Here is a 23,695-nt window from a genome sequence, read left to right as displayed (position 1 = left end):
AAGAATTTAATAATGGTACTCTTAATAATGTTATTGTTTCAGACGACCATATTGAACTTATAAAGATGGAACAGCAAGGGATAGTACAAAAAACAGAAGATTTCGAGGATGATACACTGCAGTTTGATTTCGTTGGTGATTGGGTTAGAGTAACTACATCGCCGCATTCCGGATCAAGCTGTTTCCGAAACAAAGATATAGGTGATAGCCAAACCTCACAAACTCAAATCACGGTAACTCTCGTTCAAGATGGGTCAGTGTCATTCTGGTATAGAGTAAGTAGTGAAGCAAACTATGATAAACTCTGGTTCTATATCGATGGCGTAGAGAAGTTAGGAGGCAAGTCAGGTAACATAGGGTGGACTCAGGTAACTTATCTTCTCACAGCTGGTACACATACATTGATATGGAAGTATACAAAAGATGGTTCAGTATCTTCTGGAGAAGATAGTGCTTATATCGATGATTTAGTAATTAATGGTTTAGGTGGAACAACATATGCGTACGTTCCGGAAGGTTCGGCCATATATCATATTCAAACAGAAAACTTAACTCAAATAACCGGAAATAAGTTATTTTTGAATATTGAACAACCAGGCAATACAAATATCGAATTTTATATTAGCGAAGATAATATAAATTGGCAGTTTATTAGTAACAATACAAGTATAGATTGGCTTATCAATAGTCAAAAAAGAGATTTTTATATAAAAGTATTGCTGCAAACATTAGATAATTCGATATCGCCTATTGTAAATAGTATTAATTTTAGCGCATGGTATGAAGTTCAGTCATTTTTAAAACGGGAGAAAGAATTTATAAGGCTTTATGACCTGCATGGCAATCTGGTAGCAATATTAGAGAATGCATATGATATAGTTGTTGAAGAAAAACTAAATGATGCTGAAACATTGGAATTTTCGATACCATTTAATGACTCAAAATCGCAATATATTAAGCATGACGAAGAGGTTATTTATGCTAACAAAAGATATATTATTTCTCAAATTGTTGATGGCCGAGACGATTCAGGCAAAGAAATCGTAAATGTGTCATGTGAACTCGCCTATATCGAGCTTCTAAACAGCACGAAACAAGGCGAGTTTCTTATTGATAGAAAGAGTGCTATAGATGGATTAAAGCAGTTGCTAACTGGTACAAGATGGACAGTCGGAACTATAGAAGCAGATTCTGATGGTATATATAGCTTGAAAGAAGTGGATAAAACTGTCCTTTGGTTAGTAAGGCAATGGGCAAAAATAGTAGGATTAGAGATACAGTGGGATAGTATAAACAGAAAAATAAATATGCTGCAGCAGATAGGTAGCAATAGAGGTGCTGGATTTCGATATAAGAAGAATTTAAAATCAATAAAGCGAACTGTAAAGCCACCTGAAGCAACGGTGTTATATGCATATGGAAAGAATGGCCTTAGTATCGCAGATTTTAATGATGGCAAGGAATATCTTGAGGATTATAGCTGGTATACATCGCAAGGTCTTACACTTACGGAGGCAAAAGCAAAGTTTAGGAAGGAATATATCTGGCAAGACGATAGATTTATTCTCACTCAAAATTTGCTGGATGCTGCAAAAAAGAAGTTAGCTGAATTGTCACAACCAATTATCAGTTATGAATGCAATGTTCTTGACTTATCTTCGATAACAGGGTTAAGCGAGGACAAATTTTTTATCGGTGATACAGTTAGAGTTTATGACAGCGAACTAAAAATTGATGTAATGACAAGAATATTGCGGTTGAAGCGGTATCCCCAAGAGCCTTGGAAAAATGAAGTAGAGTTAAGTTATATTATTCCAGGGCTACAGGATACTGAAGAACAATCTATATCATCAGATATTGCTGCAGCACAGCCAAGTATGCTTTTTGCGACTAATAATCAACAATTGACTATTACGACGACGCAGCAATATCCGGTTTCGCTCTCTATTACGAATTTTAGTAGTACGAATGCCCAAATAGGGTTGATGATAGTAGGGCAAGCAAGTGCAGCATTGGTTCTGACGGTCAAATTTTTCCTTGCAGGTACGCAAATAGGACCTACGATACAGCAACAGTGTCAAGCAGGATATAACACTATAGGAGTACCATTTGTTTTAGCACAAATACAACAAGGATCTGCAATGTTGGGTGTGCAGATGTATACAAGCACTGGTACATTTACAATAGCAGCACAACATTTGCAATTCTATGTTTATGCCACAAACTTGCTTGGTGGAGTTGGCTCTGAAGCTCCAAGAGTCAACTGGGAGGAAAACATTGATGTTAAAGTATTACAGCTTAATATGGTAGCTTCGGCTGAAACACAATTACCTATTACAATAGGCAATGAGGAAGTCATAAAACTAGAACAAATTGCAACAAGTGCAATTGTTACACTTAGTTAGGAGGTGCTAAATTGCTATCTAAAAGTTATGTGAAAGATTATAGGAAAAACATTGAAGTTGTATCTTTTAAAGAAAAATTTTCAAAAATTCGAGGGCTTGTAACTGTTGAATTGTTTGACGCAGCGACAAAAAAGAAAGTTCTTGAGGCGAAGACAGAAAACCTTATTACAAGCATAGGATATAATTTTTTAAGATGGGCAATACAAGATAGAATTATACAAAACTCTTCGGCTTCAAAGCCGAGTTTTAGCAATGTATTTAATCAAATTCAACTCTATTCAACATCGCAAATTGAATCAGATGACTTATATCCGGAAACGGGTAATCTGATAGGCTGGGCAGATCAAACAGCGTACGCAGGTTCAGACACATTGAGAGGTAGTTTAAATGTTACAGAAAGTAATTTCAATTTTGATAGATATATGAGAATGCATTTTGTATTTGATTGGCCAACTAATGCTGCAAATGGAACATTTCAAACTATTATATGGGCATATTCGAATCCATTACAATTTGCGTGGTATAGCTTTTCAAGTCCAGATAGTTGGCCATATGGCTTAGCATGGGATGGAACGAATTTGTGGTTAACGGGATTTAATACTCAAAAGATATACAAGTTAAACCCATCAACAGGAGCAGTCATAAGCAGCTTTTCAAGTCCAGACAGTTGGCCATATGGTTTAGCATGGGATGGCACGAATTTGTGGTTAGCAGGAGTTAATACTCAAAAGATATACAAGTTAAACCCATCAACAGGAGCAGTCATAAGCAGCTTTTCAAGTCCAGATAGTTCACCATATGGTCTTGCATGGGATGGAACGAATTTGTGGTTAGCAGGAGTTAATACTAAAAAGATATATAAGTTAAACCCATCAACAGGAGCAGTCATAAGCAGCTTTTCAAGTCCAGACAGTTCACCACATGGTCTTGCATGGGATGGAACGAATTTGTGGTTAGCAGGATATAATACTCAAAGGATATATAAGTTAAATCAAGCTCTATACGGTGCACGAACACTGCTTGCGTCACCGGTCACCAAAACATCAACTAATACTATGAAAATTCAGTATGATTTTGTATTTCAAGAATAGAGAGGAAGTGTGAAAATGAAGTATGAAAATATATTTAAGACAATAACAGCATTTGGAGGCGCTCTTGCCTCCTATCTTTTTGGGGGGTGGAGCGCATTGCTTGGAATTTTGCTTGTATTTGTTATATTTGATTACATTACAGGTGTTATTGCGGCAGGGATGGAAGGAAAACTCAATTCGTCAATAGGCTGGAAAGGGATATCAAGAAAAGTGATGATATTCGTATTGGTTGCTATGGCACATTTGGTTGATACGACTCTGGGTGATTCAAATGTATTTAGAGATGCCACAATATTTTTCTACCTTGCGAATGAGCTTTTAAGCATCATAGAAAATACCGGCCGTATTGGATTACCTGTACCTGATGCGATACAGAAGGCTGTAGCAATATTAAAGGGGAAGGGAGAAGTGAAACAATGATAGTTTGTATTGATCCGGGCCATGGTGGAACAGATCCGGGAGGATGTTCAAATGGATTACGAGAGAAAGATTTAACACTTGATATTTCATTGAGGTTAAATAACTTGTTGAAAAACTATGAAGTAGATATAATACTAACGAGAGATAAAGACATAGATGTAGGACTTTTACAGCGTGCCAATATGGCTAATTCAGCAAATGTGGACTTTTTTATTTCCATACATATTAATGCTGGAGGTGGTTCTGGTTTTGAGAGTTATCGCCATCCTGCAGCAAGCGATAAAACGGCTTCTATACAAGCTATCATTCATAGAACAATTGCAAATTTATATGAGTCAAATAACTTCATTGACCGTGGTGAAAAAACAAAAAATTTGGCAGTGCTCAGGGAAACAAAAATGCCTGCAATCTTAGTCGAAAATTTGTTTATAGACTCAGTAAAGGACGCTAACTTTCTAAGAGAAGAAAATAATAGACAGGCAATAGCTCAGTCGATATGCAACGGAATCGTTCAGGCATTTGGGTTGAAACAAAAAACGAAATATAATCCATTGGACACTGTTATAGATGCCTTTGTAAAAGCTGGTATAATTACAAGTCAAGAATACTGGAAACAGAATGCAGTGGAAGGCAAGCAATGTGATGGTGGATATGTAGCTGTGTTGCTGCAGAGAATCTATGAAAAGTATATGAAAGCATAAAGGCCCTTCGGGGCCTATTTTTTTATGGTAAGAGTTAATTAATTTGTGCTATAATATTAATAAAATGTAATAATAGATAAATATTACAAGGAGGGCTATATGGGCCAGGTATATAATATATATTGTGACGAGAGTTGTCATTTAGAACATGATGACAGTAAAGTAATGGTCATTGGGGGAATTTGGTGCTCTAAAAATAAAATAAAATATATTTCAGACAAGATAAAAGATCTAAAGATCAAGCATGGTATTAAACCAAATTTTGAAGTTAAATGGGTAAAAGTATCTCCTAATAAGATAGAATTTTATTCTGATATGATAAAGTTATTTTTAAAAGAAACAGATTTACATTTTAGATGCTTAATAGTATCAGACAAAACAAAATTAAGGCATTTTGATTTTAACCAAGACCATAATACTTTTTATGATAAAATGTATTATCTTATGTTATGTAATATTATCGATACATCAAATTCGTACAATATTTATATCGATATTAAAGATACTCATACTAACGAAAAAAGTAAAATTCTTGCTAAATATTTGAGAAACAAATATTATGACTATAATTGTAATATAATACAAAAAATACAACCAGTTAATTCATCAGAAATTCAACTTATGCAGCTTGTAGACATTCTTATTGGAGCAGTTTCATATATAAATAGAGATCTAAAAAGCAGTGAGGCAAAGCTGCGTATAACGAAAGAACTAAAGGAGCAATCAGGTTTAGCCTTAAACCATTCAACTAGCTTTTTTTCAAAGAAAATTAATATCTTTGTATGGGATCCATCTTAGGAGAAGATACTAAAATGGACGATGAGCAACTGCTATGTAAGTGGCTTCCTCCTTTAGTTCAATTAAGTGAGTTTGATGGTAACTGGGATAATTATGATAACTTTTTATACGAAATTTTTAAGAAAGATTTTATAGAAAGTAGACCAATTTTTAAATTTAAAGAAGTCAGAATTAGAAAATATCCTATGGTAGCAAATAAAGAACAGGCATATTTCCATGTAACTTCTGTAGATTCCTCAAAAACTTCAAATGATCTAAACGATAGGATACCTGATTTAAGGAGATGTGAAAGAATAGCCTGGATAAGAAAAATAATTGAAAATTATAATTGTGGAGAAAATTGTAATGGGTGTAATAAGATAAAATATTGGCCAGAACCTTATAAAAAGTATAAGAGATGGCATTTTCTTTTTGAAAATTTTAGATTTCTTGTTGTTCTTGAAGAAAGGGAAAATTATAATCTATTAATTTCGGCTTTTTATATTGAACATGAACATACTTTGCAAAAGAAAATTAAACAATACGAAAAATATAAAGCAGAAGACGCTTAAACTATAGTTTAGGCGTCTTCAGGAACTCCTCCTACTACTTGGTAGTTGAGCTACTTTAAATATAATCTATTTCATCTAAAATGTCAACAATTATATTTTCCTGCAGGTAATATTATTATATGCATTATAGGCAAATATTATACAAATATCTAATTTAAAAATATTTTAAGATGAAACGTTGAAAATAATTTTTTTGTTAGGCCCATCAAAATAGAGAGCAACTCGTCTATAATTAAGCCGGAGCACCTACTTTGTTGTAATTCCTAATGAACCGCTGTATATCGAACGGTACGTACGGTGGTGTGAGAGGACGCTGAATAAAATAATTATTCAGCTCCTACTCAATTATGATTGGAATAATTTGAAATACGAATAGCTTTTACTAAATATGCTTTATTTGTACAAGAATATGCGATTAATATTGTTTTTTGCAAAAGCAAAATCAAACTAAATTATACAACAATTAATAAAACATGAAGTATTTTTAACATTAGAGAAACTAGATAAGTAATTTTTTATTTTTTTTGAAGATTTATATCAAAATAAGAAGGAAAATGTAATTTTATAAAGAATAATGAATTAGTGGTTGCTATTTTATTTTTATTAATTTAATAATTAACTTAGATTTTCTACTAAAACATTTAGAAATGGGGGAAAAAAATGATACATAGTATTAAAATTAATGATTTTAGAATTTTTAAGAATATTTCAATGAATTTAGGAAAATATTTAACTGTTATTTCAGGTAAAAATGCTTTGGGAAAATCAACATTACTCGGTATGATTGGGAATACATGTGAATTGAAAACTAGTGAAGGTAGACCAATAATACAGAAGCAATTTAGAACTGAATTTAGTGAAATATTTAAAGGCTCCGAAAAATTTGATTTAAGTGGTTCTAACAAATATACTGTTTATTTCTCAGATATAAAAAATCCTGATAAAATAGTTGATTACAGAACTTGTAGGATAACTTGGCCAACAACTAAAATAAAAACCACTAAAGGTGATATAAAGTATAAAAAAAGATTTCGTGTTATACCAGAAAAAACAGTTAGTAAAAGAAAATCAAGTAAAAAATATAACTATCCAGTTTTGTATCTTGGTTTATCGAGGCTATATCCTATAGGTGAGTCAAATGAAGAAACACTTTCAGTAAAAAATATAAAATTAGAAGAAGATGAACGAAAAAGGTTTTTAACAAGTTATAAAGAAATATTGTCAATAGTAAATGATGAAGAAATCAGTATTGATTGTATAAATATTGGAGAAACTGACAGAAAAAAGGGGATAGGAATATCTACGACCGAATATGATTCTTTAACAAACTCAGCTGGTCAAGATAATATTGGGCAGATACTTTTAGCAGTTTTATCTTTTTATAGATTAAAAAGAAATAATCCAGATAAATATAAAGGTGGTTTATTATTAATAGATGAATTAGAAGCAACTCTTCATCCTTATGCTCAATTGGAGCTATTAAGACACTTAATTAAATATTGCAGGGAATTAGACTTACAAATAGTTTTTACAACACATAGTTTAACTATACTTCAATTAATTTGTGAAAAGATAAAATATAATAAAAAAGATGGGAATATAAACGATATTGAATTATTATATATTACTAAAGCAAATGGTACCTTAGAAATAAAACAAAATATAGAATATGCTACTATATACAATGATTTAAATATTCAGTCAATAAAAGAAAATCCATCAAAAATTATAGTATATTCTGAAGATGATGAAACTAGATGGTTTGCACAAAAATTGCTAAGTAAATATATTCATAGATTAGAGCTAGTAAATATAACTATGGGATTTTCTAATTTATTAAAATTAAACAAAGCCGATCCAAAATATTTTTCTAATATAATCTTTATAGTTGATGGAGATGTTAAAGATGAAGATATTGAAAAATATAAACTTCCTAATATTAATAATATTATCAAACTACCAGGAGGTAAAAGGCCTGAAGAAATTTTATATTTATATTTAACGAATATACCAGCAGAACATGAATTAAGGGAACAGATCACTAAATATAATTTTACAAAAGAATATTTCCAAACACATTCTCCTGAAAAAGAGTATAAAGAAAAAGTAAAAGATAGAGAACGGTATAAAAAATGGTTTAATGATTATTTAGGCATTCTTATAGAACCATTTAATGTATTCGATTTTTGGTATAAAGATAATAAAGAAGATTGTGATAAATTTATACAAACTTTTATTAATATTTTTAACTCAATTGCAGATAGACTTCTGATGCCAAGAATTGACTAGCCTTAATATAATATAAATTGCTTAAATGATTATGGCCAGAAACAATAATTTATGATATAATATATTTATTAGGAGAAGTGAAAATCATGTCTAGTAGGAGAACTTATACGCCTTTACGATATCCTGGTGGTAAAAATAAATTAACAGGATATGTAAAAAAAATATTAATAGCTAATAATCTTAAAGGATGCATATACATTGAACCTTTTGCTGGTGGTGCAGCTATTGCATTAGCATTATTAATAGATGGCTATGCTTCTGAAATTATTATAAATGATATTGACAGGTCGATATATGCATTTTGGTATTCAGTTTTAAATCATACAGATGAATTGTGTTATTTAATTGAAAATACACCAATTAATATAGACCAATGGCATAAACAAAAAGATATTCAAAGACATAAGAATAGTGCTAATTTGTTAGAACTAGGCTTTTCAACGTTCTTTTTAAATAGAACTAATAGATCTGGAATATTAAAGGCTGGTGTGATTGGTGGTTTAGAACAGAATGGAAAATATAAGATGGATTGTCGGTTTAATAAAAAACAACTAATAGACAAAATTAGATATATATCAAAATATAAAAACAATATAAAAATTTTTAATATGGATACTATTCAGTTATTAGATATAGTATTGCCTAAAATTGAAACTAAAAGCTTTATTTTTTTTGATCCTCCTTATTATAATAAAGGATCTACACTTTATGTAAATTATTATAATCATGAGGACCACCTAAAATTGAGTAAAAAAATAGGGCAAATTAAAGAACATTATTGGATAGTTACTTATGATTATGTAAAAGCAATCAGTGAAATGTATAGTCAATATTTTCAAACAACCTATAAATTAAATTATACTGCACAAAGAAAATATACTGGATATGAAATAATGATTTACAGTAATAATCTTAATGTTCCTAAAGAATGCAAAAATGTGATTTGAGTATAAGAGTTGAATATAATTATACTTTTTTCTTTTATTACTATGTAACAATGTACATTTCCAGAAGAAATAAAAGTTCCTGAAGGTGTTTTTTTAAATCTTATTGAGGTTTACATGCCTTCTGTTCGTGATGAAATGGCCAATAAAAGTGTAAATAAAACAGTAACAATTCCACGATGGTTAAATGAGGCGGCAGAAAAAAGCAAAATAAATTTTTCGCAGGTGCTTCAAGAAGCTCTTAAAGAAAAATTGGGAATTAGAGAATATCAATAGGCACTCTAAAATGGGTGCTTTTTTCGTGACAATCCAGTGACAATCCGAGACAATCTTTTTTATATATTTCGATACTTTTATCAAATTCAGCATATCTTTTATAATATGCATAAATACTAGGTTCTCAAGATATAAAAGATAAAAAAGGATTGTCATGGATTTCGCTTGGAAGGTCTGCAAAACCTTTATCTCCAGTTCGAATCTGGATGCCGCCTCCATATTTAATCAAGCGATATCAAGCCTTTCATGGCTTTTATTTTTTTTTAAAAATAATTTAATTTCTGCCTATTCCCAAATGCAAACAAAAAAATTAATAAAGCAAGAAGGATTTTTTTTAATGTGTCGAATAATTCATAAAGTAGTAATAATTAACTACAATTTTGTTATGTTGAAAGGGGTAAAAAATATGAAAAAAATAGGAGTATTGTTGTTAAGTGTAATGTTATTTTTAGCGAGTTTTGTAGGTTTTGCACAAGCCGATACGTATGACGATATGTTTAAATATGCTCAAGATTTTAATAAACTAGATTTCAATTTTATACCTGATCATATAAAAATATCATCTTACGATTGGAAGTACTCGAGTGATATGCAAAATGTAACATTTGATGGAAAAATCATAAGAAACATATATAGTGCTGATGTAATAACTGATAATTATACTAATAATAGATTAATACATATAGACAATTTATTTGGAGAGTATTGTTTTGGAGAATTTAGTAGTAGTGAAGTATATAATGAATTAACATCTAAAAATTTATTTATAGGCTCTAAATATTTTTTAAAAATACCATCATTTCCAACAGACGAGCCATTATATTTAGATATGTTCGGAAATAACGGTAATCCTATTACTTGGTATAATTCAACAGATACATTAAAAACATTTTTTATAGATAGATTTAACGATATTATAAATGAACAAGTGTATGATTACGGTTTAAGTCAAGATACTATGAAGAACTTAGAAAAGAATTATATAGCAAATCCGGAAGCGTATACAGGATATGCTGGAGTAATAGTATATAAGAACATATCTCCAGAAGAAGCTAAAAAACAATATGATATAAACAATACATTAGTAGCAATAAAATTAGATGATGCTTATAATTCTAAAGAACAATTTACAAATTTTCCTTTAAAAAATACATATATAGAAGCATGGCGAGATGCAATATTTATATATTTTAAAAACTTAGACACATTTAAGCAAGCTTTAAAATCTGGAGATTTAATAAATAATGAAAACAGTATTTTTAGTATAAAAATAAATTTAAAACCTAACGATAAAAGAATACTTTTAAACGGACAGATACCGACTCCAATTATAGGAGGTATAAACGAACCAGTAGTAAAAGAACTTCCAATAGCACCAGTATTAAAAGATGGGACAACATACGTTCCAGTAAAAGGTTTATTTGAGGAATTGGGAGCACAAGTTTCCTATGACGACAGTACAAATACCGCTATAATCACAAAAGGTAATTTAACAATAAAATTGAAATTAGGTTCAAATGTAGTAGATGTGAATGGAAATAAGCAACAATTATCAGACACGATTCCTGTAGTCGATGGCCATGTATTAATTCCATTAAGGTTTGTATCAGAAACATTAGGATACACAGTAAAATGGGATGGAAATACACAAATAATTACAATAGAAGCTTTAGATATGTAAGTTATTTCCATAAAAAGGAGAGGAGGATAGGGAATAACACTTAAATAACAGTTGTTCCAATTGATATGAAAAAAATCCTACAAATTATTGTACTTTTGATTTTGGGTTTTATATCTACTTCACACGTTTACGCTGATACATACTACAATGGTTTTTTGTATACATATCAAAATAATAGTTATATGATGGTGCCTGCCAGAGGTGTATTTCAGAGCATGGGGGCGGATGTGAAATGGTATGGTGATACTCAGACGGTTAAAATTACAAAAGACAGCCTTCAAATCGTTATTAAGATTAACAGTACAAATGCAGTTGTCAATGGAGAAGTTAAAGATATGCCAGTGCCTGCCATAATAAAAGACGGTTCAACTTTTTTGCCGCTTCGATTTTTGGCTGAATTGATTGGTGATAATCAAGTTAAATGGGATGAAGATGCGCAAACTGCTGCTATCCCTTTTAATAATTCATATATTTATGTTAAAGCGGTTGATTATAGCTTAGACGCCACAAGCTTTACTCAGAAAGTTGATGGAGTTGTTGTGACAGGTGTGAGAATACCTCACAACTCGCCATATAAACCTGCGGTTATTTTGGCGAATAATCAGATAGGTTCTACGCAGAGCCTATATGACATGGCTAAATACTACAATGCAGATGTTGCAATAAACGGTACGTTTTTTAATGCTTATGGTGGAGATCCAGTACCGTGGAATACTATAATCAAAGATGGCAAAGTTGTGCATGTAGTTAATGTAGGATCTGTCTTTGGCTTTACGGCTGACGGGCAGGTGAAGATGGATAAGCTGAGGATAAGTATTGTAGGTGGGACTAATGGCTCTTATAGCTGGCCAAATAATTGGTATGCTTATGGTTTCAATCACATACCTTCTACAAACTCGGTATATATATTTACATCTGAGTGGGGCAGTCACCTTGGCTTCAACTATGGAATAAATATTGTGGTGGAAAATGGCATCGTTAAAGATATTGAAGAAAACCAGGATGTAAATATTCCTGCAGACGGATATGTCATAAATCTCAATGGTAGCGAGGAATACTTGGCTAAAGTATTTAATGTAGGCAAGACAGTTGAGTATAAAATCAACTTTACAGATGATGGCGGAAATCCAGTTGATTGGTCTGATGTCACTGAGGCTGTAGGAGCAGGTCCTACCCTCGTTAAAGATGGTGTGGTCAGTGTAGATCCTATAGGAGAGGGTTTTACAGAGGATAAAATCGTAAGCTTATCATACGCAAGAAGCGCTATTGGAGTAACTGCACAAGGCGACATTCTTCTTGTGACTACACCAGAGATTACGGTGTATCAATTGGCACAGATAATGAAAGATTTAGGTGCATACGATGCAATGAATCTTGATGGCGGTGCTTCTTCTGGGCTTTATTTTAAAGGTGAATATTTAACAAAGCCAGGTAGAGATTTAAGCAATGCACTTATATTCTACAAATAATGGTGTGATATAATATATTTTAGTGACTGCATAAAAAACACGATAATATAAGGATGATGTGATAAATGGCTAAAAAGAACAACAATTTCATGCTTTATGTACCCATTCATTCAAAAAAACTTATGTGGGAAGAGAATGATAACATAGTCAAGCTTTTGTTTAGACACGATAAAATCGTCGAGCGGTTGGCGAGGCTTATCATCAAAAGGCCAAGGATAACGACGATAGAGCTTGATGAAATCGGCAGCACCGTTTGGAAACTTATTGACGGCAAAAGAACTGTTTATGACATAGGCATTAAGCTTAAAGAAGTCTATGGCGATAAGGTTGAGCCTACGTACGATAGACTAAACAAATATTTACGCTATTTGCATCAAAATGGATGGATTAGATGGAAAGTTCAATAATTTATTGTTTTTGCGTTTGGCTTTCCAAAAGCTTTAATATTTTTTCTTGATTTTCGATGATTTTATCTGCTTTTGTATGTAGGTCTTCTATTATTAGCTCTGCTTTTAAATTTACTTCGTAGTCATTTTGCGCTCTTAATCTATCTTTTGCTTCTTGCCTGTTTTGGCTCATCATGATTATTGGAGCTTGTATTGCAGCAAGGCATGATAAAACCAAATTCAAGAGTATAAATGGATACGGGTCAAAGTGCTTTATAAGAGCGACGCTGTTTATAACCATCCAAACGATAAGCAGAAAGCCAAACGTAAATATAAATGACCAACTGCCAGCGTAGTCTGCCAATTTATCTGCCATTCTATCGCCAAATGTCAGCGAATCTTTGTGTTCTTCATTGATATTTTTGGAGACTTTTTTGTCAATATATGAATGTATCAGTTTTTCTTTATTATCCATATTTTTGTTCACCTCTACTATATGATTTTTAATACAGTGAGAAGCTTAAATTTCTTTAAAGCTTCTCACTTTTTAACGGCTATTTGTTTTTGAAAGCAGAAATATACGAAGCTAATATTGTATTTCCAGATGCGAAGTATGCGATTCTAATTGCTTCTTTTATTTCTTCCTCGCTTACCCCCATATTTCGCAGTTGATTTGATATGTTTTCTACTCCAAGGTTAGCGCCGTGCAACGCATCAATAGCCAGTGCGATTAACAATTTTGTCTTTTGGTCTAATGCGCCTGGTTCCATTGCATAAGAATAGACTTTTTCTATTGCAGATGCAAATTCAGGATCATTTTTATCAAGCGATGACAAAAATGGCGGTAATGGCATCTAAATCCCTCCTTGTATATTTTTACATAATATATTATATCACCATTGAAAATTAAATTTTAATATTAAGGCAAGATATATAAAAATTTTTCGCTTTGTGGTAAAATACTTTATATGTTAGATTTAAAAATAATTTCGGAGGGCAAAGATGATGGAGAAATTATATGCAGTTGACGATATAAAGAAATTTTTGAATGATGAAGAAATGGCGCTATTGTATTTTTCAACAAATGATTGTGGTATATGCACTACATTGCTTCCAAAACTTGAAGTGATGCTCTTAAATTATGACAAGATATCCAGTGGTCATGTTTCTATAGACGAATTGCCTACTGCATCATCGGAGTTTTCGGTTTTTACTGTGCCTACAGTGCTTCTTTTTGTGGAAGGAAAAGAAGTCGTAAGAGAGGCGAGATTTATAAGCATGGATATCTTAGAAGAGAAGATACAGAAGTATTATGATCTATTTTTTTCATAAGTTACAATAGCTATTAATGTGAAAAAATTATTTTTAGTTGATAAAACACTTCAATTTTGAAATTGCTGTGTATTGCCTAAAAGCCGTTTACGATGTAAAATATAAAATTGTTATGGAGCTTAAAATTACTGTTAAGAAAAATTACGAGTTAGATTGGAGATCGTATGAGTAATAAGAAACTGTTTAAGTCGGCAAGCATTGTTGCATTTATAACGATTTTAGGGAAATTTGCTGGACTTTTGAAAAATACTGTGCAGGGTAAGGTGTTTGGTACCACATGGGCTACCGATGCATATACGGTGTCATTAAATATTCCTACAGTGCTTTACTCTATAATAGGTGTTGCTGTATCCACAGCTTTTATACCCCTTTTAAATGAGACGTATGCTAAGCGTGGCAAAGATGAGATGTTTGACTTTGCTAACAATATAATGAACATTTTATTTTTGTTTTCATTTGCTATATTCGTCATAGCATGGATTTTTTCGCCATACTTGGTAAGATTGATGGCGTCGAATTTTACAGGTGAAAAGTTTCAACTTGCAGTAAATTTGACCAAAATAAGCATTGTAAACATGCTGTTTTTAAGCATGTCAGCAGGTTTTACTGCTATTCTTCAAACTCTTAATGACTTTACTGCACCTGCTTTAAATGGTATTTTGATAGACATTCCACCTATTGTGTTTATGCTGTTTTTTGCAAAGGACGGTGGCATAGTAGGCCTTACTATCTACACTACAGTCGCATTTGGACTTCAGGTGGTAAACCAGATACCATGGCTTATTAAGAACAAGTACAGGTACAGTCTAAAAATTGATTTTAAAGATCCTCGCATAGTAAGGATGCTTAAGCTTATTAGCCCTGTCATTGTGGGATTATCTGTAAATCAGATAAACATAATCATAAATACGAGGCTTGCTTCAGGATTGCCAAATGGAAACATCACAGCTTTTAGCTATGCCAGCTTGTTGACAGGTGCTTTTTACGGGACATTTGCTACATCGGTTGTCACGGTCATATTTCCTACTTTGTCAAGGGAAGGGAGTACCGGCGATTATAAAGGCATGAAATCTCACATGATAAAGGCTATAAACAATATTAATATGATCATGATTCCCGTTACTTTAGGCATCATGATTTTAAGGTATCACATAATAGATATATTGTTTAAACACGGCAGATTTAATGATTACAGTGTTGAGATTACGGCTATTGCGCTTTTGTACCTTTCAATAGGAATGATTTTTTATGGCATAAGAGATGTGTTTAATGTATCATTTTACTCCACAAATGACACGAGGACGCCTATGATAAACAGTATTTTAGGCATAGCAGTAAATATATTGATAAGCATAATATTGGTAAAATATATAGGTATCGCAGGTCTTGCCATAGGGTCGTCTGCATCTGCTGCAATTTGTGCCATATTATTGATGAAGGATTTTAGGAAGAAGATGGGTGCTTTTGGTGGACGTGATATTTTAAATACCGGCGGTAAATTAGTTTTATCTTCTGTTACCATGGGTGCAGTGGTATTTTTAATGAATAATTTTCTTTCAAGATACATGGTTGGGTTTAAGATGGAATTGTTGCTTACAAGTTTGATCGTCATTATTGGTGGTGCTATATACGCTGGTATGATGCTTCTTTTAAAAGTAAAAGAGTTTAAGTACTTATTTGGCATTGTCGCAAACAGAATAACTAATTTTCAGAATTAATTAAAGCTCGGCTAAAAACCGAGCTTTTTGCATATATTTTACTTTGTCAGAGCTTGCTTAGGTAATTGTGAAGTGACAATATCATGTCATATGAATCTTCCCATTTTACGTATTTTGTATCTTTCATCTTTTGATATGCTGTATCAGATATTAGTCCTTTTTCATGTGCTAAATCGCATAAACTACCACTATATTTATTAGCTTCATTTCTGTATCCAGCATACGTCAATAGTATATCCGCAGCTTCTTCTTTCGTAAGAGGCTTGTCAACAATGTATTTTTGCAGATACTTATAATCATCATCTATAAGCTGTGATTTATCTGGTATTGACCTTTTAATCATGTTTGTTGCCATATAGTAAAATGATATGCTTTTTATGCTTTCATTAAGCTTAAAATCATTTGTGTATCCAGGCACTATAAGCCCCCAATGAAGGGCAAATTTTAGCCCGTCAAAGGCCCAACTTTTTTCTACAGCTTCTTCTACTTTAAACGGTTTAAGGTACGCTCCTTGGCTTACTAATATAGACTGTATGTTCTTTATATCTTCTTCACTTTTTGCAATGTCTTCAAATGATTTGTCTTTGGCTATGGAGTAGGCTGACGCTACGCCTGCTGCATCTCCTTCTGCCATGCCTATCGGTATCGTTCTGGCAGAGCCTGCTGCTAAGTGGCTGTAGGATGCTGACCGCCCTACTACAAGTAGGTTCTCTACCTTCTCAGGCACTATGCACCTAAATGGCACTGCATACTCTACAGGCTTCCCGTACACATACCCTGTGTCTTCAGGTGATGTGGCTTGTACATCTACTGGATATGAGCCTATGGCTATCCTGTCGTAAAAGTCCCTATTGAATACAACATCATTTATGTCAAGTGTGTAGTATCCTTTTATGTGCCTCGTTTCTCTTACGTACAGTTCGTCTGCTGTGCCGTCAAGCTGCACTTTCTCAAATCCGGGGATGTTTTCTCTAAAAAACTGCACTATCCTTGGAAGCTCTTTCTTTGCCAGTTCCATTCCTCTTTCTATTGATGATTGATTAAGTCCGTCTACGCCGTATATCAAAAGGGCGTTTACTAATACTGTGCCATCATCTTGCCTGCCGAGATTAAGACCTCTTAGCCTAAGCATAGGCGTTGAAGGCTTGTAGTTTTTTGTGATAGATAGAAACCCGTTTGCAGATGTGTCGTTTATATACGTTGCTGGTATCTTTTTTTCGTATTTTATTATTTTTATTAGGTTGTCCCAGTCTATGCCTTTCAATCTAAATACAAGTGTCGATGCTTGTACTTTGCCTTTTACACCCATGTCTTCTGCTCCGATTGTGTAAGGCACACCTGCAGATGCTGCAACTGAAGCATCCTGTGTTGCGTCGATTATCCTTTTGCCGTAGTAGTTTACTTCTTTTCCGTCCTTTAATGCTGTTATGCCTATTATCTTGTTTCCATCCATTATAGGCTTTTCAAATACAGTGTTGTACGATTGGGTAATGTTTGGAAGGCTCAAAAGCTTTGAGAATACTTCTTTTGCCTTTTTCACATCAAAGGAGTTTTTAGAGCCTATGCCTTTAAAAAACTCTTTAAATGTGCCTTGTGTAAGCAATGTGCCGTCAGGACCTTTGCTCATATCTATGGTATTTAACATTCCGTACGTCATGAGGCCGCCAGGGCCATCGTGCTTGTCAATTATTAATACTTTAGCGTCGTTTTTTGCGGCAGACCTTGCAGCAGCAACGCCTTCCGGCTCTGCTCCTACTACTATGACATCGTACTGACTTCCGTCTTTAGGAAGGTTAAGCTTTATAGGGTTAGGCAAATTTGAATTTTCCTCTATAACTTTAGCTTTAGTCTCCTGTGATGATTTTTTGTACTTTTCTACATAAAAATACCCGCCTACTGCTGTGATTATTAACACTGATATGATGAAAAGCGATATCACTGCCTTTAAATATTTCTTTTGCAAATTAGTCACCTCTATTCATGAAAACAGGCTATGCTTGCTTAGATATCTTGTACAAATTCCAAGGAATCTTATCGATAAGTCTTCCTTTATATATTGAGTCAGAACCCATGAATATATAGCGCAAGTCCTGTTTTTGTGGGATATTCAATTTTATCCACAATATATTTTTGTCTATTATTGGTCTTGATGCTATAGATTTGAGAAGCGAATTATTGGCTTTTCTGTACTGATAGAGCTTGTCATTTACCAGTCCTAAATCGATCCTCTTTATGCTGTTATTGTAAAACAGCCTCATTTCGATGTTGTATCTTACATTTTTAGATATAGGCGACAGTGTTTGAACACCTATATACAAGTGATTATCATAGTAGAAGGAAGCAAGCTTTGTAAGATCAGCGCTTTTATAGATTTCTTGATCCAGAATTCCACCTGCCGGTATGCTTAAAAGCGAGAAAGGCATGTTTTTGTCGTATAAGTTTGGCTTTGTTTCAACTTCTGGAATCGTAATGACAGGCTTTGTCCCGAAAAGCTCATTTTTCCTTACAAACGCCAATAAAAATGGCTCCATCACTTTTATCTGTGATGTATACTGCTTAATGGCTTCTTCTTTTTTAGCTTCTTCTTCCTTTGATAGAGGAATACTATGCCATACAGTGTTGCTGTCTTTCATATCTGTTGGTGGCAAAAGGGAATCATTTGGCATCAGTAACCATGGCACAGGCCATTGCGGATGATGAACTAAAAACATGTGCTCTTTTACGTTTAGATTAAGTGCGACTATTGCATACCTTGTGAAGTTGCTTACGGCCCAATGATCGGGATGTACGTCATCTGCTAAAGGATAGTAAATATCTGTAGGCTTAAATGACTTCATGATGTCCTGCAGCTCATTTTCTAAATTTTCACCTGTATATGCAACACCAGGTTTGTACACATCTTTATATGGAGAATATGCTACATTTGTTCCACCGCTAATCCTGGGTTTTCCGTTATCCCAAAAATCGCTCCATAGAAATCTTGTACTGCCATCAGCAAAGCCTAAAAATATCACATCATCTTTTGGAAGGCCAAGTACAGACATTGCAGCTAAACTTTCGCTGTGCCTTTGAAGTCCAAGTTTATAAAAGTCTGCTGGCGTTGGATTGATGTCACCTGTAAAGACTTGAGCAGCTTTTTTATAGCTTTCACCATCTGTTACAATTACTACTTTTATGGGTCTTTTCAATTCGATAGCTTTTTGTATGACACCTGCCATTCCCAATGATTCATCATCAGGGTGTGGTACGACTACAAGTATTCTTTGTCCCGGATCGTCGTTATTTGGAACAGGCTTTTTTTCTGTTAGATTGGCAAAAGTAGTTTTTAAATTCATGACAGATGCGATAATAATGGCAATTATTAGCCCAAAAGTTATAAATATATACTTCCATTTGAATAGTTTCTTATTCAACTTTAATTCCCCCTCGTATTTGTGTCATAATTGTAAGAAAATAATATCAAAACTTTATGAATAAATTGTTAACAGAAGATTAAAAAAAGATAAAATGGTGTTGCTGAGCAAAATATGATAAAATATTGTAAAAGCTGTTTTCCTCCGCCTCAAAACCAACAAGTTGGACACATGGCAGTTGGAATAGCATTTAACGATAATGAACTTCCGCTCTACCGAGATTACGATTTTACATATTACAGCGTTGGTGGTACAAAATATTACTTTGCAGAGACAACGAGTCCTGGATGGCTTATAGGGCAATTAAGCGACGACTCATTAGAGCAGACAGCTTATATTTATGCTGTATCATAAATAAATTGTAAGATAAATCGACATTTAATAAAATAAAGAAATTTTCAGGAGTGATACAATGAGCGATAGTTTTAAAAGACTTACTCCAGAAGAGGCATTGGAGATAGCCAATAAAAGTCAAAGAGGCAAGTTGAAGATATTTTTAGGATATGCGCCTGGTGTAGGAAAGACGTATGCCATGCTTGATGAGGCAAACAGAAGATTAAAAAGAGGTCAAGATGTTGTCATCGGTGTTGTAGAAACGTATGGAAGAAAAGAAACTGAGGCGATGATTGGTGATTTAGAAATAATACCTAAAAAAGAAATCATATATAAAGGTACTGTACAGTATGAGATGGATCTTGACGCTATATTAAAGAGAAAACCGCAAGTCGTTTTGGTAGATGAGTTGGCACATACGAATGTCCCGGGCAGCAAGCATAACAAAAGATATGAAGATGTAGAGTAAATACTGCAAAATGGAATAAACGTTTTGTCAACTTTGAATATACAACATTTAGAAAGTTTAAATGACACTGTAAAACAGATTACTGGTATAACAGTGAGGGAGACGATTCCCGATACAATAGTTAATAATGCTGATGAAATAGAAGTCATAGATGTAACGCCTGACGCTCTTCAAAATCGATTAAAAAGAGGCGAGGTGTACAATCTCGATAAAGTTGATCAAGCGTTAAAAAACTTTTTCCGCAAGGGAAATTTAAATGCGCTAAGAGAACTGGCACTCAGACAGTCTGCCGATGAAGTTGATGAAGACTTGGAGCAATACATGAAGGAACACGGCATACAAGAAAATTGGGAAACAAATGAAAAGATAATGGTATGCATAAGTTTTAATCCGCTTGTAAAAAAGTTAATAAGGCGGGGTGCAAGAAGAGCACACCGCTTCAAATGCGAATGGATAGTCGTATATGTAGAATGCACAAATATTTTCGCCAAAAAGCCAACTAAAAAGGATATGGAGGTATTGGAAAGCCATTTTAAGCTTGCTAAGCAGCTTGGGGCTGAAGTAGTTGTATTAAGGGGCAAAAGCGTATCAGAAGAACTGCTTAAATTTGCCAAAGAAAGACATATTACACAGATTATAATGGGACATTCAAACAGAAGAAAATGGGAGACGCTTTTAAGAGGATCTACGGTGCTGAAACTAATAAACTCGGCAAAAAACATTGAAATACATGTTATTCCATATAATTAAGCAAAAGACAAAAATTGTACCGCTATTTGAGGTTATCAAGAGCAATATTTAATTCTAATACATTTACTCTTGGTTCTCCCAATATGCCTAACTGTCTCCCTACAATATGCTCGTTAACAAGATTTTTTAATTTTTCTTCAGATATGTTACGAGCTTTAGCTATCCTTGGTATTTGTATAAGTGCAGCGTCGATACTTATGTCTGGGTCAAGACCGCTTGCTGATGATGTAATAAGGTCGGATGGAACGGCGGTATTTGATTTAAGGCCATTTTCTTTTCTGACTTGCTGCGCTAATTTTTTGACTTTTTCAATTAGCAACTTATTTGTAGGACCAAGGTTTGAAGCTGATGAGGACGTTGCATCATAACCGGTTTCGCCGGCAGAAGATGGACGTCCGTGAAAATATTTTGGGTCGCTAAATTGTTGACCTATTAAAGATGAGCCAATGACTTGGCCATCTTTGTAAATCAGACTTCCATTTGCTTGATGTGGGAAAATTAATTGTGCTATCCCTGAAATAGCCAGTGGATATAGTAAACCTGTAAAAACAGAAAAAACAATAAGAAGCATTATACTTTTTAAAATGGCATTTTTAATCATGTCTAATCTCCTTTCGGCATTTTACACTTGATTAGTGAACTAATCCTAAGAAAGTGATGATCATATCTATTATTTTTATGCCTACAAACGGTACTATAAGCCCACCTAATCCATATATAAGCATGTTTCGCTTAAAGATTGCTGCAGCGCCCAGCGGTCTGTATTTTACACCTTTTAATGCCAATGGAATAAGTGCAATTATAATAAGTGCATTAAAGATTATAGCCGATAAAACAGCGCTTTCAGGTGTTTTTAAATGCATGATGTTTAATACGCCTAATTGAGGATATGTAGCTGAAAACATAGCTGGTATTATTGCAAAATACTTTGCTACATCATTTGCGATGCTGAACGTAGTCAATGCACCACGTGTCATAAGCAACTGTTTGCCGATCTCAACGACTGCTATTAATTTTGTAGGGCTTGAATCTAAATCTACCATATTTCCTGCTTCTTTAGCGGCTTGTGTTCCTGAATTCATAGCGACACCAACGTCTGCTTGAGCAAGTGCAGGAGCGTCATTCGTGCCGTCACCTGTCATTGCAACTAAATGCCCATTTGCTTGATATTCCTTTATTAGGCTAAGCTTTGTTTCAGGTTTTGCCTCTGCAACAAATTCGTCCACACCTGCTTCGTCTGCTATAGCCTTTGCAGTCATTGGGTTATCGCCTGTTATCATTACAGTTTTTATTCCCATTCTGCGTAAATCAGCGAAGCGTTCTTTAATGCCACCTTTAACTATGTCTTTTAGGTGTATTACACCTAATACTCTTTCATTTTCTGCTACTACCAAAGGAGTACCGCCATTTTGTGCAATCATTTTAACTGCGCTTAAAACTTCTTCAGGCATATTACCGCCTTTTTCTTTCACATAATTTTCTATGGCATCGATAGCGCCTTTTCGTATTTCCTTATTGTTGTTTATGTTTATTCCACTCATACGAGTCTTGGCTGTAAAAGGTATGAATTCAACATTTAATTCTTTTAAATTGTGCTCTCTTATACCATATTTGTCTTTTGCTAAGACTACAATGCTCCTGCCTTCTGGCGTCTCGTCAGATAAAGAGGACATTTGAGCAGCCATTGCCAATTCATTTTCTGTCACACCTGGAGCGGGAATAAATTCTGTAGCCATTCTATTGCCAAATGTGATTGTACCTGTTTTATCCAGTAAAAGCACGTCTACGTCACCTGCAGCTTCAACGGCGCGACCAGACATAGCCAATATATTCTTTTTTATGAGCCTGTCCATGCCTGCTATGCCAATTGCGCTTAGTAGTCCTCCTATTGTAGTTGGTATGAGGCAAACCAGCAATGCAATGAGGGTAGGAATCGATATTTTTGTTCCTGAATAAATCGCATAAGGCTCAATTGTGACTGTGGCTAAAAGCAGTATTATAGTGAGTCCTATAAGCATAATCGTCAATGCAATCTCATTTGGCGTCTTTTGTCTTTTTGCACCTTCTACAAGGCTTATCATTTTATCGAGGAATGATTCACCTGGATCTGAAGAAATTTTTACTTTTATCCAGTCTGATAAGACTTTTGTACCAGCAGTTACAGAGCTTCTGTCACCGCCAGATTCTCTTATGACAGGTGCAGATTCACCAGTAATTGCACTTTCGTCTACAGATGCTACACCTTCGATCACTTCTCCGTCGCCTGGTATTATATCACCAGCTTCAACCAAGACAATGTCACCTTTTTTAAGAGTAGAGCCCAACACTACCTCAGTTTTATCACCTATTAATTTTTTTGCTTTTATATCTTTTCTTGTCTTTCGAAGTGCATCAGCTTGAGCCTTACCTCTGCCTTCAGCTAAAGATTCTGCAAAATTTGCAAACAAGATGGTAAACCACAGCCAAATTGAGATTTGCAAGTCGAAATTTCTTTCAGCACTTTTACTTATGAAGTCCACGATCGTTATTATAGTCGTCAATATTGAACCTATTTCAACGATAAACATTACAGGATTTCTGAAAAGTGTTGCAGGATTTAATTTTTTAAAAGCATTTTTAATGAGTTCTTTACTATTTATATTCATTCGCGTAGATTCTTTTTTGCTCAT

23 protein-coding genes and 1 pseudogene are annotated in these 23,695 nt (G+C 33.8%); 18 read left to right on the top strand and 6 right to left on the bottom strand.

Going from position 1 to position 23,695, the window contains the following annotated elements; all coding sequences use genetic code 11:
- Nucleotides 1–257 precede the first annotated feature (257 nt).
- The 12 genes from JJQ93_RS06130 (at nucleotide 258) to JJQ93_RS06075 (ending at nucleotide 13,032) form a co-directional block, all read left to right on the top strand.
- On the top strand, nucleotides 258–2,405 hold the full coding sequence (locus tag JJQ93_RS06130) for a phage tail spike protein (protein ID WP_274893105.1): 2,148 nt from the start codon (nucleotides 258–260) through the stop codon (nucleotides 2,403–2,405).
- Nucleotides 2,406–2,416: 11 nt separating this feature from the next.
- On the top strand, nucleotides 2,417–3,496 hold the full coding sequence (locus JJQ93_RS06125; RefSeq protein WP_274893104.1) for a Vgb family protein: 1,080 nt from the start codon (nucleotides 2,417–2,419) through the stop codon (nucleotides 3,494–3,496).
- 15 nt (nucleotides 3,497–3,511) lie between these two features.
- Complete coding sequence (locus tag JJQ93_RS06120; RefSeq protein ID WP_274893103.1) at nucleotides 3,512–3,916, top strand: phage holin family protein; 405 nt, start codon at nucleotides 3,512–3,514, stop codon at nucleotides 3,914–3,916.
- Complete coding sequence (locus JJQ93_RS06115; RefSeq protein ID WP_274893102.1) at nucleotides 3,913–4,617, top strand: N-acetylmuramoyl-L-alanine amidase family protein; 705 nt, start codon at nucleotides 3,913–3,915, stop codon at nucleotides 4,615–4,617. The genes JJQ93_RS06120 and JJQ93_RS06115 overlap by 4 nt, the downstream gene beginning before the upstream one ends.
- Before the next feature lie 99 nt (nucleotides 4,618–4,716).
- Nucleotides 4,717–5,415 carry a DUF3800 domain-containing protein gene (locus tag JJQ93_RS06110; protein ID WP_274893101.1) on the top strand — a complete coding sequence of 233 codons (699 nt, stop codon included), beginning with the start codon at nucleotides 4,717–4,719 and terminating at the stop codon, nucleotides 5,413–5,415.
- Between the two features lie 14 nt (nucleotides 5,416–5,429).
- Entirely contained in the window at nucleotides 5,430–5,966 is a 537-nt protein-coding gene (locus tag JJQ93_RS06105; RefSeq protein ID WP_274893100.1) for a hypothetical protein, read from the top strand.
- A 660-nt stretch (nucleotides 5,967–6,626) separates the two neighbouring features.
- The gene (locus JJQ93_RS06100; protein WP_274893099.1) at nucleotides 6,627–8,255 is read left to right on the top strand and encodes an AAA family ATPase; all 1,629 of its coding nucleotides are present in this window, start codon (nucleotides 6,627–6,629) and stop codon (nucleotides 8,253–8,255) included.
- An 86-nt stretch (nucleotides 8,256–8,341) separates the two neighbouring features.
- Nucleotides 8,342–9,202: a DNA adenine methylase gene (locus JJQ93_RS06095; RefSeq protein ID WP_274894071.1), complete on the top strand. Its 861-nt coding sequence runs from the start codon at nucleotides 8,342–8,344 to the stop codon at nucleotides 9,200–9,202.
- A gap of 114 nt (nucleotides 9,203–9,316) precedes the next feature.
- Nucleotides 9,317–9,475 (top strand): hypothetical protein, encoded by a 159-nt coding sequence (locus JJQ93_RS06090; RefSeq protein ID WP_503010062.1) that lies wholly within the window; start codon nucleotides 9,317–9,319, stop codon nucleotides 9,473–9,475.
- 406 nt (nucleotides 9,476–9,881) lie between these two features.
- Complete coding sequence (locus JJQ93_RS06085; RefSeq protein ID WP_274893098.1) at nucleotides 9,882–11,156, top strand: stalk domain-containing protein; 1,275 nt, start codon at nucleotides 9,882–9,884, stop codon at nucleotides 11,154–11,156.
- A 65-nt stretch (nucleotides 11,157–11,221) separates the two neighbouring features.
- On the top strand, nucleotides 11,222–12,625 hold the full coding sequence (locus JJQ93_RS06080) for a phosphodiester glycosidase family protein (RefSeq protein ID WP_274893097.1): 1,404 nt from the start codon (nucleotides 11,222–11,224) through the stop codon (nucleotides 12,623–12,625).
- Nucleotides 12,626–12,690: 65 nt separating this feature from the next.
- Complete coding sequence (locus JJQ93_RS06075) at nucleotides 12,691–13,032, top strand: PqqD family protein (protein ID WP_274893096.1); 342 nt, start codon at nucleotides 12,691–12,693, stop codon at nucleotides 13,030–13,032.
- Between the two features lies 1 nt (nucleotide 13,033).
- Here JJQ93_RS06075 and JJQ93_RS06070 read toward each other — a convergent pair whose 3' ends face one another.
- Nucleotides 13,034–13,486, bottom strand: coding sequence for a DUF1003 domain-containing protein (locus JJQ93_RS06070; RefSeq protein WP_274893095.1), 453 nt, complete (start codon nucleotides 13,484–13,486; stop codon nucleotides 13,034–13,036).
- A 79-nt stretch (nucleotides 13,487–13,565) separates the two neighbouring features.
- Nucleotides 13,566–13,865, bottom strand: a complete 300-nt coding sequence (locus JJQ93_RS06065; protein WP_274893094.1) for a carboxymuconolactone decarboxylase family protein — start codon at nucleotides 13,863–13,865, stop codon at nucleotides 13,566–13,568.
- A gap of 151 nt (nucleotides 13,866–14,016) precedes the next feature.
- Here JJQ93_RS06065 and JJQ93_RS06060 point away from each other — a divergent pair, with 151 nt between their 5' ends.
- From JJQ93_RS06060 to murJ, 3 genes are read left to right on the top strand one after another with little or no spacing between them, the layout of a single operon-like run.
- Nucleotides 14,017–14,343 (top strand): thioredoxin family protein, encoded by a 327-nt coding sequence (locus JJQ93_RS06060; RefSeq protein WP_274894070.1) that lies wholly within the window; start codon nucleotides 14,017–14,019, stop codon nucleotides 14,341–14,343.
- A gap of 37 nt (nucleotides 14,344–14,380) precedes the next feature.
- Nucleotides 14,381–14,515, top strand: a complete 135-nt coding sequence (locus JJQ93_RS06055) for a hypothetical protein (RefSeq protein WP_274893093.1) — start codon at nucleotides 14,381–14,383, stop codon at nucleotides 14,513–14,515.
- On the top strand, nucleotides 14,508–16,061 hold the full coding sequence (gene murJ / locus JJQ93_RS06050) for a murein biosynthesis integral membrane protein MurJ (protein WP_274893092.1): 1,554 nt from the start codon (nucleotides 14,508–14,510) through the stop codon (nucleotides 16,059–16,061). Before JJQ93_RS06055 ends, murJ begins: the two co-directional genes overlap by 8 nt.
- Before the next feature lie 46 nt (nucleotides 16,062–16,107).
- Here murJ and JJQ93_RS06045 read toward each other — a convergent pair whose 3' ends face one another.
- Together JJQ93_RS06045 and JJQ93_RS06040 are read right to left on the bottom strand one after the other, a co-directional pair.
- Complete coding sequence (locus JJQ93_RS06045) at nucleotides 16,108–18,024, bottom strand: FAD-dependent oxidoreductase (RefSeq protein WP_274893091.1); 1,917 nt, start codon at nucleotides 18,022–18,024, stop codon at nucleotides 16,108–16,110.
- Between the two features lie 28 nt (nucleotides 18,025–18,052).
- A complete protein-coding gene (locus tag JJQ93_RS06040) occupies nucleotides 18,053–19,474 on the bottom strand; it encodes a PIG-L deacetylase family protein (RefSeq protein ID WP_274893090.1) in 1,422 nt (473 codons plus the stop codon).
- Nucleotides 19,475–19,588: 114 nt separating this feature from the next.
- On the opposite strand from JJQ93_RS06040, the gene JJQ93_RS06035 reads away from it, so the two are divergent.
- The 3 genes and pseudogenes from JJQ93_RS06035 to JJQ93_RS13085 all read left to right on the top strand — a co-directional run bounded on the left by JJQ93_RS06035 (nucleotide 19,589) and on the right by JJQ93_RS13085 (nucleotide 21,026).
- On the top strand, nucleotides 19,589–19,828 hold the full coding sequence (locus JJQ93_RS06035) for a hypothetical protein (RefSeq protein WP_085113732.1): 240 nt from the start codon (nucleotides 19,589–19,591) through the stop codon (nucleotides 19,826–19,828).
- A gap of 58 nt (nucleotides 19,829–19,886) precedes the next feature.
- Nucleotides 19,887–20,564, top strand: a pseudogene (locus JJQ93_RS13090) (histidine kinase); the annotation flags it as partial.
- A 33-nt stretch (nucleotides 20,565–20,597) separates the two neighbouring features.
- Nucleotides 20,598–21,026: a universal stress protein gene (locus tag JJQ93_RS13085; RefSeq protein WP_503010260.1), complete on the top strand. Its 429-nt coding sequence runs from the start codon at nucleotides 20,598–20,600 to the stop codon at nucleotides 21,024–21,026.
- Between the two features lie 22 nt (nucleotides 21,027–21,048).
- Here the strand turns inward: JJQ93_RS13085 and kdpC are convergent, their stop codons facing one another.
- Nucleotides 21,049–21,627: a potassium-transporting ATPase subunit KdpC gene (gene kdpC / locus JJQ93_RS06020; RefSeq protein ID WP_085113730.1), complete on the bottom strand. Its 579-nt coding sequence runs from the start codon at nucleotides 21,625–21,627 to the stop codon at nucleotides 21,049–21,051.
- 31 nt (nucleotides 21,628–21,658) lie between these two features.
- The gene (kdpB, locus tag JJQ93_RS06015) at nucleotides 21,659–23,695 is read right to left on the bottom strand and encodes a potassium-transporting ATPase subunit KdpB (RefSeq protein WP_274893089.1); all 2,037 of its coding nucleotides are present in this window, start codon (nucleotides 23,693–23,695) and stop codon (nucleotides 21,659–21,661) included.

It is taken from the genome of Thermoanaerobacterium sp. R66 (assembly GCF_028895185.1).
Classification (GTDB): Bacteria; Bacillota; Thermoanaerobacteria; order Thermoanaerobacterales; family Thermoanaerobacteraceae; genus Thermoanaerobacterium.
The sequence above is the reverse complement of the archived record's forward strand: the minus strand, read 5'-3'. Positions and strand labels throughout refer to the sequence as shown.